This window comes from Phyllobacterium phragmitis (assembly GCF_002980495.1).
Lineage (GTDB): Bacteria > Pseudomonadota > Alphaproteobacteria > Rhizobiales > Rhizobiaceae > Paramesorhizobium > Paramesorhizobium phragmitis.
On the sequence record NZ_PVBR01000030.1, the window covers coordinates 39,486 to 53,069 of the forward strand.

Annotated in this window: 12 protein-coding genes and 1 pseudogene; 9 read left to right on the forward strand and 4 right to left on the reverse strand. The window is 58.0% G+C overall.

Translation table 11 applies throughout. The features are described from left to right. Positions 1–22 precede the first annotated feature (22 nt). The 4 genes from C5748_RS25035 to C5748_RS25050 are packed head-to-tail and all read left to right on the forward strand — an operon-like array spanning position 23 to position 3,284. Positions 23–1,492, forward strand: coding sequence for an NAD-dependent succinate-semialdehyde dehydrogenase (locus C5748_RS25035; RefSeq protein WP_105745436.1), 1,470 nt, complete (start codon positions 23–25; stop codon positions 1,490–1,492). A gap of 22 nt (positions 1,493–1,514) precedes the next feature. Continuing rightward, positions 1,515–2,588 carry a tartrate dehydrogenase gene (locus C5748_RS25040; RefSeq protein WP_105745438.1) on the forward strand — a complete coding sequence of 358 codons (1,074 nt, stop codon included), beginning with the start codon at positions 1,515–1,517 and terminating at the stop codon, positions 2,586–2,588. 22 nt (positions 2,589–2,610) lie between these two features. Further along, the gene (locus C5748_RS25045; RefSeq protein ID WP_105745440.1) at positions 2,611–2,952 is read left to right on the forward strand and encodes a cupin domain-containing protein; all 342 of its coding nucleotides are present in this window, start codon (positions 2,611–2,613) and stop codon (positions 2,950–2,952) included. After that, positions 2,949–3,284, forward strand: coding sequence for a hypothetical protein (locus tag C5748_RS25050; protein ID WP_199194897.1), 336 nt, complete (start codon positions 2,949–2,951; stop codon positions 3,282–3,284). The genes C5748_RS25045 and C5748_RS25050 overlap by 4 nt, the downstream gene beginning before the upstream one ends. A 184-nt stretch (positions 3,285–3,468) precedes the next feature. Here C5748_RS25050 and C5748_RS25055 read toward each other — a convergent pair whose 3' ends face one another. Genes C5748_RS25055 through C5748_RS25065 form a run of 3 tightly spaced genes read right to left on the reverse strand, consistent with a single transcriptional unit; the run spans position 3,469 to position 7,888 of the window. Then, the gene (locus tag C5748_RS25055) at positions 3,469–4,590 is read right to left on the reverse strand and encodes a siderophore-interacting protein (RefSeq protein ID WP_105745442.1); all 1,122 of its coding nucleotides are present in this window, start codon (positions 4,588–4,590) and stop codon (positions 3,469–3,471) included. Between the two features lie 18 nt (positions 4,591–4,608). Continuing rightward, positions 4,609–5,730: an ABC transporter substrate-binding protein gene (locus tag C5748_RS25060; RefSeq protein WP_245581963.1), complete on the reverse strand. Its 1,122-nt coding sequence runs from the start codon at positions 5,728–5,730 to the stop codon at positions 4,609–4,611. Between the two features lie 7 nt (positions 5,731–5,737). Further along, the gene (locus C5748_RS25065) at positions 5,738–7,888 is read right to left on the reverse strand and encodes a TonB-dependent siderophore receptor (protein ID WP_105745446.1); all 2,151 of its coding nucleotides are present in this window, start codon (positions 7,886–7,888) and stop codon (positions 5,738–5,740) included. A 158-nt stretch (positions 7,889–8,046) separates the two neighbouring features. Between C5748_RS25065 and C5748_RS25070 the strand changes: the two genes are divergently transcribed. Then, complete coding sequence (locus C5748_RS25070; protein WP_105745448.1) at positions 8,047–8,697, forward strand: TetR/AcrR family transcriptional regulator; 651 nt, start codon at positions 8,047–8,049, stop codon at positions 8,695–8,697. A 757-nt stretch (positions 8,698–9,454) separates the two neighbouring features. Then, positions 9,455–9,646, forward strand: a pseudogene (locus tag C5748_RS25080) (Tn3 family transposase); the annotation flags it as partial. Between the two features lie 276 nt (positions 9,647–9,922). On the opposite strand, the gene C5748_RS25085 reads toward C5748_RS25080, so the two are convergent. After that, positions 9,923–10,522 (reverse strand): TetR/AcrR family transcriptional regulator, encoded by a 600-nt coding sequence (locus C5748_RS25085; RefSeq protein ID WP_105745452.1) that lies wholly within the window; start codon positions 10,520–10,522, stop codon positions 9,923–9,925. 182 nt (positions 10,523–10,704) lie between these two features. On the opposite strand from C5748_RS25085, the gene C5748_RS25090 reads away from it, so the two are divergent. The 3 genes from C5748_RS25090 (at position 10,705) to C5748_RS25100 (ending at position 13,323) form a co-directional block, all read left to right on the forward strand. Beyond that, positions 10,705–11,829, forward strand: a complete 1,125-nt coding sequence (locus C5748_RS25090; protein WP_245581964.1) for an MFS transporter — start codon at positions 10,705–10,707, stop codon at positions 11,827–11,829. A gap of 29 nt (positions 11,830–11,858) precedes the next feature. Beyond that, complete coding sequence (locus tag C5748_RS25095) at positions 11,859–12,809, forward strand: alpha/beta fold hydrolase (protein WP_105745456.1); 951 nt, start codon at positions 11,859–11,861, stop codon at positions 12,807–12,809. Positions 12,810–13,134: 325 nt separating this feature from the next. Further along, positions 13,135–13,323, forward strand: coding sequence for a hypothetical protein (locus C5748_RS25100; protein WP_146119620.1), 189 nt, complete (start codon positions 13,135–13,137; stop codon positions 13,321–13,323). Positions 13,324–13,584 lie beyond the last annotated feature (261 nt).

A 13,584-nucleotide genomic window follows, 5' to 3' on the forward strand; every position in this document is an offset into this window, starting at 1 on the left:
GCTACACATTACAGGTGAAGACATGCTCAATCTCAAAGATCCGTCACTCTTCGTGCAGCAGGCGCTGATCGACGGCAACTGGACGGGTGCCGCCAGTGGCGCCGCCGTTACCGTCGATAATCCCGCCACCGGCGGTTCCATCGGGACTGTGCCGGATTGCGGCAAGGACGACACCGACCGGGCAATCGCGGCTGCGGCTGCGGCTTTCAAGACCTGGCGGCTGACCAAGGCCGTGGAGCGGGCGCGCCTCCTCGACCGCTGGCATGACCTGCTCATCGAAAATGCAGACGATCTCGCGCTGATCATGACACGCGAACAGGGCAAGCCCCTGGCCGAAGCACGGGGCGAAATCCTCTACGGCGCTTCCTTCATCAAGTGGTTCGCCGAGGAGGCTCGCCGCAGCTACGGCATGATCATCCCGGCACCAACAGTCGATCGCCGTATTTTGGTCAGCAAAGAGCCAGTTGGCGTCGCGGCAATCATTACACCCTGGAACTTTCCCAATGCGATGATCACCCGTAAGTGCGCGCCGGCACTGGCGACCGGCTGCACCGTGGTCATCAAGCCGTCCGAACTTACCCCATATTCGGCGTTGGCATTAGGGCTGCTGGCGGAACGCGCCGGTATCCCGCCTGGCGTCATCAATATCGTGACCGGCCTGCCGAAGGCGATTGGCGCGTCGCTCACAACCAGCCCGGATGTCCGCAAGGTGTCATTCACCGGCTCGACGGCGGTGGGCTCCCTACTGATGGCGCAGTGCGCCCCGACGGTGAAACGTCTCAGCCTGGAACTCGGAGGCAACGCGCCCTTTATCATCTTCGATGATGCTGACCTCGATGCTGCCGTGGAAGCAGCAATCGTTTCCAAATTCCGCAATGGCGGGCAGACCTGCGTCTGCGCCAACCGCCTGCTCGTCCAGGATGGAGTCTACGATACCTTTGCAAGCAAGCTTGCTGCGCGTGTCCGCGCCATGCGCGTCGGTTCCGGCGCTGATGACGATATCCAGATAGGCCCGATGATCAACGTCGCAGCCGTTGGCAAGATCAGCGCCCATATCGAGGACGCACTGGCGTTAGGCGCTGCCAACATCACGCCCCGCGACGACCTTCCGGCGGGCGACCGCTATGTCGCTCCGACCGTCCTGACCGGAGCGACCACCGCGATGCGACTTGCCAGTGAGGAGACCTTCGGACCTGTGGCGCCGCTCTTCCGCTTCAAGACCGAAGCGGAGGCGATCGCGATTGCCAATTCGACACCCCACGGTCTCGCCGCTTATTTCTTCACCGAAAACCTTCATCGCGCGTGGCGCGTCGGTGAGGTGCTGGAATTCGGCATGGTCGGGCTCAACACCGGCAGCGTGTCGATGGAAGTCGCCCCCTTCGGTGGCATCAAGCAATCCGGTCTTGGCCGCGAGGGCGGCCCCAGCGGCATGGACGAATATCTCGAGGTCAAGGCCTTTCACCTTGGCGGTTTGGATACGCAGCCTGCCTGACAGGCGAAGCAGGAGATAGCTTATGACGCAACGCATCTACGATATTGCTGTGATCGCCGGCGACGGTATCGGCAAGGAGGTCATGCCCGAAGGCATAAGGGTGCTCGAAGCGTCCGCGCGCCGTCACGGCTTCACGCTGAGGCAGAAATGGCACGACTTCGCCCATTGCGACTACTATGCCCGGCGCGGCCGCATGATGCCGGAAAACTGGAAGGAAGAAATCGGCAAGCCCGCCGCGATCTTCTTCGGTGCGGTCGGCTGGCCGGACATCGTGCCGGACCACATCTCGCTTTGGGGCTCGCTGCTGCAGTTCCGGCGCGAGTATGACCAGTATGTCAATCTCCGCCCGGTCAAGCTGATGGAGGGCGTGCCGTGTCCGCTGGCCGGTCGTAAGCCCGGGGATATCGACTTCTGGGTGATACGCGAAAATACCGAAGGCGAATATTCCGCCATCGGCGGGCGAATGTTCGAGGGCACAGAGCGCGAAATGGTGATGCAGGAGACGGTGATGACCCGCAAGGGTGTCGACCGCATCCTGAAGTTCGCCTTCGACCTTGCCCGGACGCGCCCGCGCAAGCTGGTGACGTCGGCGACGAAGTCGAATGGCATTGCGATCACAATGCCCTACTGGGACGAGCGGGTCGCGGAGATGGCGTCGTCCTATCCCGATGTCTCCTGGAACAAGTTCCACATCGATATCCTGACGGCAAATTTCGTGTTGAAACCGCAGATTTTCGACGTTGTGGTCGGCTCCAACCTGTTTGGCGACATCCTCTCCGACCTTGGCCCGGCCTGCGCCGGCACGATTGGGATTGCGCCGTCCGGTAACATCAATCCAGAGGGGGAGCACCCTTCGCTATTCGAGCCGGTCCATGGCTCAGCTCCCGATATCGCCGGCCAGAACCTTGCCAATCCTATCGGCCAGATCTGGTCGGCGGCGATGATGCTCGACCATCTCGGCGAGAAACAGGCCGCTGCCGACATCATGCGCGCCATCGAGATGGTGCTGAAAGAGCCCAGCTTGCGCACCCGCGATCTTGGCGGTAGCGCGGACACCCAAACCTGCGGCAAGGCAATCGCTGTCCTGTTGTCCTGATACAGTTTAAAAGGTTCATTCCATGTCCAACCTGATCGTCTTCAATCTCGAAAATCCCGGCACGCCGAAGGAAAGCATGGCCCTGCCCGAACGCCTGGTCGACGGCAAGCCGTCCTACAAGACCTGGGAGCGGGACAATGTCGATAACGGCCGCATCCGCTCCGGCATCTGGGAAGCCACGCCCGGCGCAACGCGTTCGATCACGGGCGGGACCCGGGAATATTGCACCATCCTGTCCGGACTTCTGGAACTGACCGAGGACGACAAGGAGCCTCGCCGCTTTGTCGCTGGTGATACTTTTACCATGCGGCCCGGCTCAACAATCGCTTCGGCGAAGACACCAGTCCGAGGCTCCGACAGATGAGAGAAGGTCTCGATGCTCTTGGTCTGGACAGCGACACTATTCTTCACCACGCCACACCCCGTTTGTTTTACGCCTGTGAGCTTGGTGTTGGGGCAAGAGAGGCGCTTTTGGGACTATCGAATGAGGGCATTCGGGGTAAACCCGTCGCAGCAATTGCCGATGCATGGCGTCGCCGCTGGCTAAACGAGAGAAGCCGCAGAATAGAAACTCTCGAAAAGCTGCAAGCGCTTGAACCCCATAGCGTCCAGGCGAGCCTTCACCCGGTCGAAATCCTTGGTTTGCTCGAAAGCGGAGATGGCCAAAACTTCCGCGATGACGGATCAGGCAGGTAGCCTTACGGTGGAGCGACCTCGCCCGGGATTCTTAGCGACACCTCGAAAAGAGCTCAAGGACACCCGTGAGAGCCAGAAAACTCTCTACGATTAATAGCTCTAGCCTTATCAGAGGCTTAGATAAATCGGCCGCAGCGCTGGCAGTTCGTATCCCTTCAAGACCCAAAAAGAGCTGTTGGGGCTTTCACTGTGGCAGATATGCCTCCGCTCCTGTGGCGATGATTTCTTCTTCGCTGAAGCGCCTATGCCAGTGCGAGTAGAGGACGAAGCGATCGCGAGAAAGCCCGATATCCTTCTTCATGTGGCGATAAATAGCACTGAATGCCCTGTGCTCGCATCCGCCCCAGACAAAGACCGTCTCGAGTGTCTCAGGCCATTTTATTGTGCATACGGTATCCTCCAGCAATGTCGTCGTGCCGGCGTCAGCGCCGTTGCGGTGCAGCCAAACGACCTTTAGGCCGGCCGGACAGCGAAGTGGTAACTCGTCTGATTTGGCATCCACCTCGATGAACGCATAGCCGGTCGCGGTGACGGGCAAGTTTTCAAGGATCCTTGCGATACCCGGCAATGCAGTCTCATCCCCAATCAGGATATAGAATTCTGCATGTTTTGGACCATTCGCGGCAGGACCGAGAATACCGGCAAGATCTGCCGTTCGCGCATCCATGGCCCACCGGGTTGCAGGGCCGGGGTTGGCGTGAAGGGCAAAGTCGATCGTGATTTCCTGGCTTGCTGCGTCGATATGCCGGATCGTGTAGACCCGTGTCGGAACAGCTTTGTCATCCGGCCATACGACATGGCCGCGGTGGTCGAGCATGGGCCATCGCGGTTCGGCTGTGCCACGCGGCTGGAAGATGAGTCGACAGTGGAACTGGTCGTCGCGATCGTACCGTACGAGGTTCTCCCCCCGGAACACGATCCGGCGGAAGCGCGGCGCAATGTCTTCTACGGATTTCACATGCAGGATGCGCAGATCGGCGGGCAGGGCCGGTTCCGCATGATCGCCATCCCAGTGGATTTCCAGTTTTTCACGGGCGGCGATGAAGCCGATCGGCCCGACGAGCGCGTGTTTCAGCCGATTGAGGCCACCGGCGTCCGGCGCTTCGGCCGTCAGCCTGAAGCCGTTTGCGGTCGCTTCGAACGTGGCATCCCCGAACGGTGAGCGGATATGGTGAACACCATCGGCTTCTTCAACAGTCATGTCGTGGGTCGCGATCGAATCGACGATCGGCTCGACGTATTCACTGATTTTCGCAAACGGCACCATGGCGTTTGCGCGATATCGTTTGTTGATGATCAGTGACATCCGGATTGCTCCTTGAACTCAGATTGAGGCCCACAACGGTCCCTCAATGGGGAATGCCGCGAAATCGCGATTGATGCGATCGAGGATGGCCACAGGGTCGAGATCGATGCATTGCTCGGGGTGCAGCCATTTTGCGGCTTGGGCTACGAAGAGGATGTTGAGCGGAAGATTGGTGATCAGCCCGGTCCATATCCCATGAACGCGTCTTGCGCGAACGCTTGGCAGATGACCGAATGCAGGCCTTCCGTCGATCAGGCGCTGCAATCCTTGCCTGCCCAGCTTTGGGTCTAAACCGGGGCCGATCGCGGGACGGCTGCCCGAGGCCCAACCACCGCCGGAGGCGATGTAGACGTCGTGGGGCGTGGACAGCAGATATTCGAGGGAGAGCTTCTCGAACCAAGGCGCGGTCACGCCTGGTAAGGGCTGTCCACCGGCAAGTGCCAGCAGATCGCCCCAGACCTTCCGGCCTGCCGCCCAACAGCAGTCGTCAAGGGTGGACTGGACCTCTAGATAGGTCGTGATTGGTTTCGTACCCGAGATGCGCGCTGTGATGCCCGCCAGTTCTCGTTCGTAAAACGAGACGAATGTATCGGCCTTTTCCGACACGCCGAGAAGCACCCCCCACATCTTCATCGAGGCTTTGAGTTCGGCAACTGGATCTGAGTCACGCGCGCCCACGAACGTGTTGCTCGAGGCGTCGCTGAAGACGACGGGAATTCCGAATTGACCCAGCCGCTCCGCTATGGATTCGCCGTTGCCCTGAGGCGTCATGAAGGAGGTTGTCACGACTAGATCGGGTGCTAGACCGATCAGCCCCTCCAGCGAGACCGTGTCGGGAGATTGCTTGCCGGCGACGCTGATCGTGTGGCCGTTGACGAGGAGTCTCTCCAGTAGTTCGCTGTCTATACGATCGACAGCCGCCCAGCCAACGACGAGGGAGGCAGGATCGGGATGTAGAAGGGACATGGTCAGGAGATCATGTGCTTCGAGCAGGACGATCCTTTTTGGCAGTGCGGGGAGATGTACCTCGCGCCCTGCCATATCCATGATCGTAACGGGTTGTTCCGCCCCGGTCGGCCGGATCGCCGAAAGGAAACCGGCGGCGAGGGAAGCGCAGAAACTGCGTCGTGTGATCGTCACGGCTGCCTCACCACTTGTACCTAAGACCAGCCAATACCGTGCGCCCGTTCCCGTACTGGCAATAATATTCGGAACTGCAGGAGGAATAATATTCCTTATCGAGCAGGTTAGTGACATTCAGCGTTGCCTGAAGCCCTTTCAGACCTGGGTTCTTCGCTCCAAAATCGTAGCGGAGCGCTGCGTCTAGCAGCGTGTAGCCATCGGCCTTCACCGTATTCGCGTCATTGCTGTAGCTGGATCCGACGAAACGTACTCCCCCACCGATGCTCAAACCTTTCAGCGCGCCGGTATCGACGGTGTAGTTTGCCCAGAGCGAACCGTAATAACGCGGTACGGCCTGCGGCCGATTGCCAACGATCGACGCGATTCTGGATTCGGAGACTTCCGTGTCGAGAAGGGAGATCGCGGCGATCAGCTCGAGATTGCTGGCCAGGTTACCTCTTGCTTCAAGTTCCACGCCGCGCGAATGGATCTCGCCCTGTTGCTCGTTGAAGCCGGTTGAAGCGTTGAAGTAGACGACATCCTTTTGGCGGATATCGAAGGCGGATAGCGTGAAGATGGCATCCAGCCCGGTTGGCTGATACTTGATGCCCACCTCGTATAGTTGCGCTTCCGTCGGTTTCAGCGGACTGCCGTCGGCTCCCACGCTGGTCGACGGCTCGAATGAGGTGGAGTAGCTGACGTAGGGCGCTATGCCGTTATCGAATAGATAGAGCAGACCGGCTCGATAGCTCAGCGCGCTGTCAGATCGCTCGGTTGACGCGCCGGTGAGGCGATTATCCGTATCCTGGTCTGCCCAGTCGTGCCGGACACCGAAGACACCGCGCAGGCCGCCGATTTCTATCTGGTCTTGAACGTAGATACCCGTCTGGCGAAGCGTCTGATCGCTATCGATCGCAGTCATGAACGGGCCGACCGGCTGACCATAAACGGGGTTGGTGACATCAAGCGATGTTGCGCCACCCAGCATATACTCCCAACTGCTGCTGGAGCGCTGGATGTCCAGGCCTGCAAGAAGCGTATGACTGACGGCGCCAGTGTCGAAGTTGAACTCGGCCTGATTATCAAACGAAAAACCACTCGCGTCTTCAATGGAATGCACAGCCCAGCGAGGGATAAGACCGGTTGCCGACATCGGGCCGTTCATCTGGAGCGATCGCATGTCAGTCTCAACGCCAGAATATCGGAAGTTCGAACGTACGGTCACCTGTTCATCAAAACTGTGTTCGAACCTATAGCCAACGCCGTATTGGGTGCGGTCGAATGCGTCGTAGTTTGGATCACCAACATTGAGATCGCGCGCCAAGAAACCGGCATAGCCTGCAGGCGCCAGAAACTTCGGATACAGGGAATTAAAATAGCCGCCTTCCGGATCCCGTTGATAATAGCCGGAGATCACCAGCGACGTGTCTGCGTCCGGCTCCCACTTCAGCGATGGCATCACGCCTAGGCGCTGCTCATCGACATCGTCATAGCGCGTGCCCGAGGACCGGCCGATGACCCCAAGCCCGTACTGCACTGTGCCATCGGAGGTGAGAGCTCCGGTGGAGTAAAGTCCGCTCTGAACCCGCCCGTCCGATCCGACCTCAAGCCGCACCTCGTTTGATTGGACGTCGGACGGCTCCCGGCTAATCTGATTGACGAGGCCGCCGGGGCTGATCTGCCCATAGAGAAGGGCAGACGGCCCCTTCAGGACGTCCACCTGATCCAGGAAGAACGGATCGATGGACGGAGTGGCGAAGGCCTGTCCTCGCTGCAACTTCAGGCCATCGAGATAGCTGACATAACTCGTGGCGGTGCCGAATGCGCCGAAGCCACGGAGAAATACCGAATCATAGCGGGAATTCGAATCCCGATCAGAAAGAACGCCGGCGGTATAGCGCAGCGCTTCTCCGACCGTCTGAGGGTTCTGTTCATCGATCTGCTTGCGCGGGATGGTCGTTATGGACTGCGGCGTCTCTGCGACCGGCGTCACGGTTTTGGTGGCGGATCGTGCCGATTTGACGAGAATGCTGCCAGACGTGTCGTCGATGGTGCCTTCACCATAGATTATGATGGGCGCCAGTTGTGTGACCTGGTCCTGAGCCCAGGTTTGGTTGACAACGAGGAGAAAGGTCGATGCCGTCAGTATCTGTTTTAGGGAAAGGCTGTGCTTCACGAAACGCCCCCATGGTCGAAGCTTGCAGTATCTGGTAGGCTATTAAATCAAACGGGATCGTCCTGTCCAGTAAATATGAGCGGTTTCATCAGCTTTCGTGCTGGCAAACTAACCCTCGGCGTTAAGACGGGACGAGCCTAGGACAGTCGGAGAAAAAGATGGCATCTGAAAACGTACGTACGAGGACCCGAGTGGGTCGGCCCCCTAAAGCGAAACAGGATGCAGCGGCAAAGAGAATTATAGAGGCGGCTACCGCGCTTTTTGCCAGCAGGGGATTTGCGGGCACGTCGATGGAACAGGTCGCCTCGCATTGCGGAGCCGGCAAGGACACCGTTTATCGCCGCTACCCGTCGAAAGTGGCTCTATTCGAAGCGGTCGTCGAGCACGCACATCAGTGCGCGACTGCCAAGCTCGAGAAGATGCCCGCGGCAAGCGGGAACTCACTTGAGCGGCTCCGATCACTGATGCTCGAGCTCTTGCATGTGAATATGGAGCCGGAACTCATCGCATTGAAGCGTATCACCTTCAGTGAAGCTGTTGTTTTCGAGAAGAACGGGCCGATACCGCCGCAGCCGGATCCGATCATGGTGAAGCTGATTGAGGCGGTTGGCGAGGCGCAAGACGTCGGTGCCATCGGCGCTGGCGATGCTACCGAGATCGCTCATCACCTCATTCACTGTATGGTCGCGTTGCCGACGGCCGCGGCAATGATGGGCAGCAATGAGTTTGATTCGCGCCGGAATATTGAAGCACATTTTGACAGGACTTGGTATTGGCTCATCAATGGTGTGAGTGGGGAGACTATATAATAGCCTGCCGAATGCAGCTCTGTGGCAATACGCCGTTTATTGCTTCGGCATCTACGATCGTTGAGTTGAACCGAGCGCTCTCTTGGATCTCATATGCCTGATTACCCATATTTTTTGACGGAGCAGCCGCGTTCTTTCCTCGGCGAGATCGCTATATTGAGCGAGAGGGCAGATGAGCTTGTCAAACTGGAAGCACACTATGTGGTTGAGCGAAACGATCTGGAAGAGTGTTCACATCGACCTCCCGCAAACCTGATTGCGGCCTGCCCTGATATATTCGGCCGACCTACCGTGGCTGTTCGACCTTTCGAATTCTCCGAATTCAACGCGCTGCTGTATCGTCGGCATACCTAGCCTCTCTGATGCCTTGGAATGATTGGTTGCAAATACCGCGTCACCGACGCGACATTCGGACGGCTCCAAGCTGCGAGGCGGGAGCCAACAAAGCGAAATCACGTTTCGGGGTGAAGCGGCCACTCGGCCCTCTGCTATCGCCACCGAATAGGTCTGCCTCCACCTTGGCTGCAGTTATACCAAACGGGACGGTCCCGTCTAGTAATTGTTGACTATTATTCTCATATTTTAGGGCGCAATCATCCATGTTGTCTGCAAAACATTTGCTCCCCCGCCACTCCGGAAGATCGGTAGCCGACGCTTATCCCAATGCATTGATGAAGGTTTGCAGCTTCGTGCTCGTCTCCGTGTGCTCCTTTTCGGGATCTGAGCCAGCGACGATACCAGCGCCTGCAAAGACTGTTGCCTTGCTTCCGGTTGGGGTGATGCAGGAACGGCCTGTGCCTCGGATTCTACGAAGTTTGGAGCTTGGGACCGCAACCTGATGACCGAGTGGCATGCCCGCTATGGTGGCCGCGGGGGCATGATTTACTGGCATGTCGAGAAGCGCGCCACATGCGTTTATTCTCAGCTCAAACGGTGCTCGTCACCGGAAGACTATCGCGGTCTTACGCCGCTGATCTATGCCCACGTCAATCCTTACGGTCGTTTCGACCTCGATCTGGACAGCAGGATCGATTTTGGAAAAATCGCTGCCTGAGCAACGGCGTGAAAATGCGCGATGCAAAACTCAGGCGCGGAATTCCTACTTTTATTGGGATTTTCGCGACGAGCGAAGGTCCGAGGTCGGCCCAAAGCCGTCCATCAGAGGAAGGTCGGAATGTTTTTTCTTCTGGATTGTATCAATGTCGTTGTGCGGCAGGCGAACAATTCAGCGCTTTCCCCACAGCGCCATGATTTGGTCGATCGACCGATCCAAGTTGGCTCTGTTCGCACCGTCCCGTGCGGCAGTCGAAATACCGACGAGGAAGGTGCTGAACATTTCGGTCAGGCCTTCGATATCGGTGCTGTTAGGTAAATCCCCAATTGCAACTGCCCGCCGAACCTGGCTCTTGATTGCCTCATGGTTCTTTCTGCGGATGCTTTTCAGCAGCTCGACTACCCGGTTGCCCGTGCTGCCGCAGTTGCTCGCCCCTGATACGATGAGGCAACCCAGCGGATGTGAAGGATCGGTCTGCATCTTCGCTGATTGGCGCAAACACCGCTCAATAGCGGAGCGTGGCGAGATTTCATCATCGAACAGAATATCCGTCACGCGTCCTTCGGTAGACCGATACAGTTCCACCACCTCTTCGAAAAGCTTCTCCTTTGAGCCGAACGCCGCATAGAAGCTTGTAGGAGAGATGCCCCCCATTATCTCTTTGAGTTGGTTAAGCGATGTCGGCTCATAGCCCTGCTTCCAGAAAAGAGTGAGCGCTGCGTCCAGCGCCGCCTGTCTGTCGAATTCGCGGGGTCGTCCAGTTCGTGCCATCGATCAATCTCCTATTTATGAAATAGTCGATACATAAGTTGTTGACAAGTGCTTCGATGATCCGTAGTTCCGTATCAACCGATACATAAGTAGGAGAAATCATGCCCCACAAGTTAGGGCGGGCGGGACAAGCCCCCGACGATCACAAACCATTGCCGGTAGCCGCTCTATTGGCATTGGCGATGACCGGCTTCATTTGTATCGCCACGGAAACGCTTCCCGCAGGGCTGTTGCCCCAAATGGCGGATGGTCTAGGCGTCTCGCAGTCGCTCGCCGGGCAGTCGGTTGCCGCCTACGCCATCGGTTCGCTTGTGGCCGCAATACCGCTGACTCTTCTCACCCAAACATGGTCTCGCCGAAACGTGCTGTTGCTGACGGTCCTCGGGTTTCTGGCATTCAACTCCCTGACGGCAGTCTCGGAAAACTACTGGTTGACGCTCGCTGCTCGTTTTCTTGCAGGAGCGGCCGCGGGTCTGGCATGGAGCCTTTTGGCGGGCTACGCGCGTCGCATGGTCGAACCGCATCAACAGGGCCGCGCCATGGCGCTTGCCATGGTCGGGACGCCGATTGCTCTTTCGATTGGTGTGCCCCTCGGCACATGGCTCGGCACTGCCATCGGCTGGCGCATGGCGTTCGGTGTCATGTCTGCCATGACGCTCTTGCTAATCGCCTGGATTCTCATCGCCGTCCCTAACTACCCAGGACAGAAAAGTGACAGCAAGGTCAGTCTTGGCCGGGTCGCTGCAATGCCGGGTGTTCGCGCCGTGTTGTCCGTGGTCCTGTTTTGGATGCTCGCCCATAACATCCTCTACACCTACATTGCCCCCTTCGCTTCGCGGGCCGATATGTCCGAGCGCGTCGATCTCGTTCTGCTTACCTTTGGCATGGCGGCTTTGGTCGGCATCTGGATCACCGGACGTGTGATTGATTGCGCGCTGCGAGCATCCGTGCTGATCGCGCTGGTCGCGTTCAGTCTAATTGCCTTGCTCCTTATGCTGCTAGGCACAATTCCCGTCATTCTGCTTCTGGCAACTGCTGTTTGGGGTGTCACTTTTGGAGGCGCGGCAACGCAACTCCAAACTGCTTTGGCAGATACCGCTGGTGAGGGAGCGGACATCGCCCTCTCTATGAATGTCGTCGTCTGGAATTCCGCCATCGCCGGCGGCAGCATCCTCGGGGGTGTTCTTCTGGACAACGGCGGGGCGGCAACCTTCCCACCCGCCGTGCTCGTTCTGGCGCTCATCGCATTCTGCATCGCCTACGCCGCGCGAACGAACGGCTTTCCGCCAGGTAATCGGCGTCACTAGAAACCAACACCAACCAAGGAAACCTTACGATGATGAAACAACTGCTTTCAGCGGTGGCCCTTGCGGCTGCCATCATGATCGCCCCGGCTTGCGCCGAGACCAAGACAGAATTCCCTGTCCCCGCAGGTTTCGAGAGCAACTATTCCGAGATCGACTCGGTGAAACTCCACTATGTCAAGGGCGGTTCAGGGCCTCTGGCGTTCCTCGTACATGGCTTTGGTCAAAGCTGGTACGAGTGGCATCAGCTCATGCCTGAACTCGCAAAGACGCATACGGTCGTTGCGGTTGACCTGCCGGGCCTCGGTCAGTCGAGCCCGCCGAAGTCCTACGCAGGGCAGGACGTAGCACCTATCCTTCACAAACTGGCCAAACAGTTCAGCTCGGATGCCCCATTCGATCTGGTCGCCCATGATATCGGCATCTGGAACACCTATCCGATGGCAGTCATCCATCAGGATGATATTCGCAAATTGGTCTTCATGGAGGCACCGATCCCGAACGATCGTATCTACGCGTTTCCGGCCTTCACGCCAAAGGGTGAATCTCTTGTCTGGCATTTCAGCTTTTTCGCGGCGGCTGGAAATCTGGCGGAAACGCTCGTGACTGGGCACGAGCGAATGTTCTTCGAACACTTCATTAAGGAACACGCAACCAACCGCGATGCTTTCTCTGACGAACTCCTCGATATGTACGCGGCGTCATACGCGAAGCCCCATTCCCTCAATGCGTCATTTGAGTATTACCGATCGCTCAACGAGACGGCAGAGCGGAATAAACCCCTGGCTGAAACTAAGCTGCGTATGCCCGTCCTTGCAATCGGTGGAGGTGGCCACGGCGGTATGGGCCAGTTGCAGGTAGATCAACTTAGAGAGTACGGCACGAATGTCGAAGGGCTCGTCATTCCTGATTGCGGCCACTGGCTACCCGAAGAATGCAGCGCACCTCTCAATCAGGCGGTCGTCGAGTTCCTGACGAAATAGCACAGCGTGCCGAGCGAACTATGTTCGCCCGGCTTTCGACAGGGCGGAAAGAGCGGCGGCTTCTGGCACGAAGCCGCCGAGCTGTTGCGAAAACCCTGACTTCCCATCGGACAGACCGTCCTAAAACGCTCCGGGCATTGGGCGCTGTAGCGTCCTGGTAGCCAACCGGACTGCACCGCTTCCCATCTGGATCCGCCAGAATCGATGATCTCAACGCTTCGAGGAATTCCGCAGCTATGTCTTTCGCAACATCGGATCCCTAGCGGACTACGCGTCACATTGCCGAATAGGCGGTCGGGTGTCGACCGCCCATGTGGAATCGACCGTGAACCAGCTGATCAACCAGCGCATGTGCAAGAAGCGACAAATGCGTTGGTCGCGCTCCGGCGCCCAGTTCCTGCTCAATGTGCGAACCGCGCATCCGAACGGCAGGCTGGGGCGGTACACGGGTCTTGCCAAACCTGGAGCAATAGACCGAACGCCCGACCGAAACTTGATGCTCATCGCCGCCTGACACCCCCAACTTCTTTCCGGTCTCCATTTAAGCGCCAAGTGACATCTACCGGCTGGTAAGGTGAGCCGGTAAAACCCAACCAATGTTATTTGCGATGGGCCTCGGAGCAACGTGATAGGTTCACCTCGCCCTAGGCAGGGGAATCGCTTGAAAAATCATTTGTGTGCTGCGGTTATTGCGGTTTCGAGATAATCGTCGTCCCATCCGAGCGTTTTCCGTCTGACCTTGAGGCTGGCCTTGTCGTTGATGGAGCGAATGAGG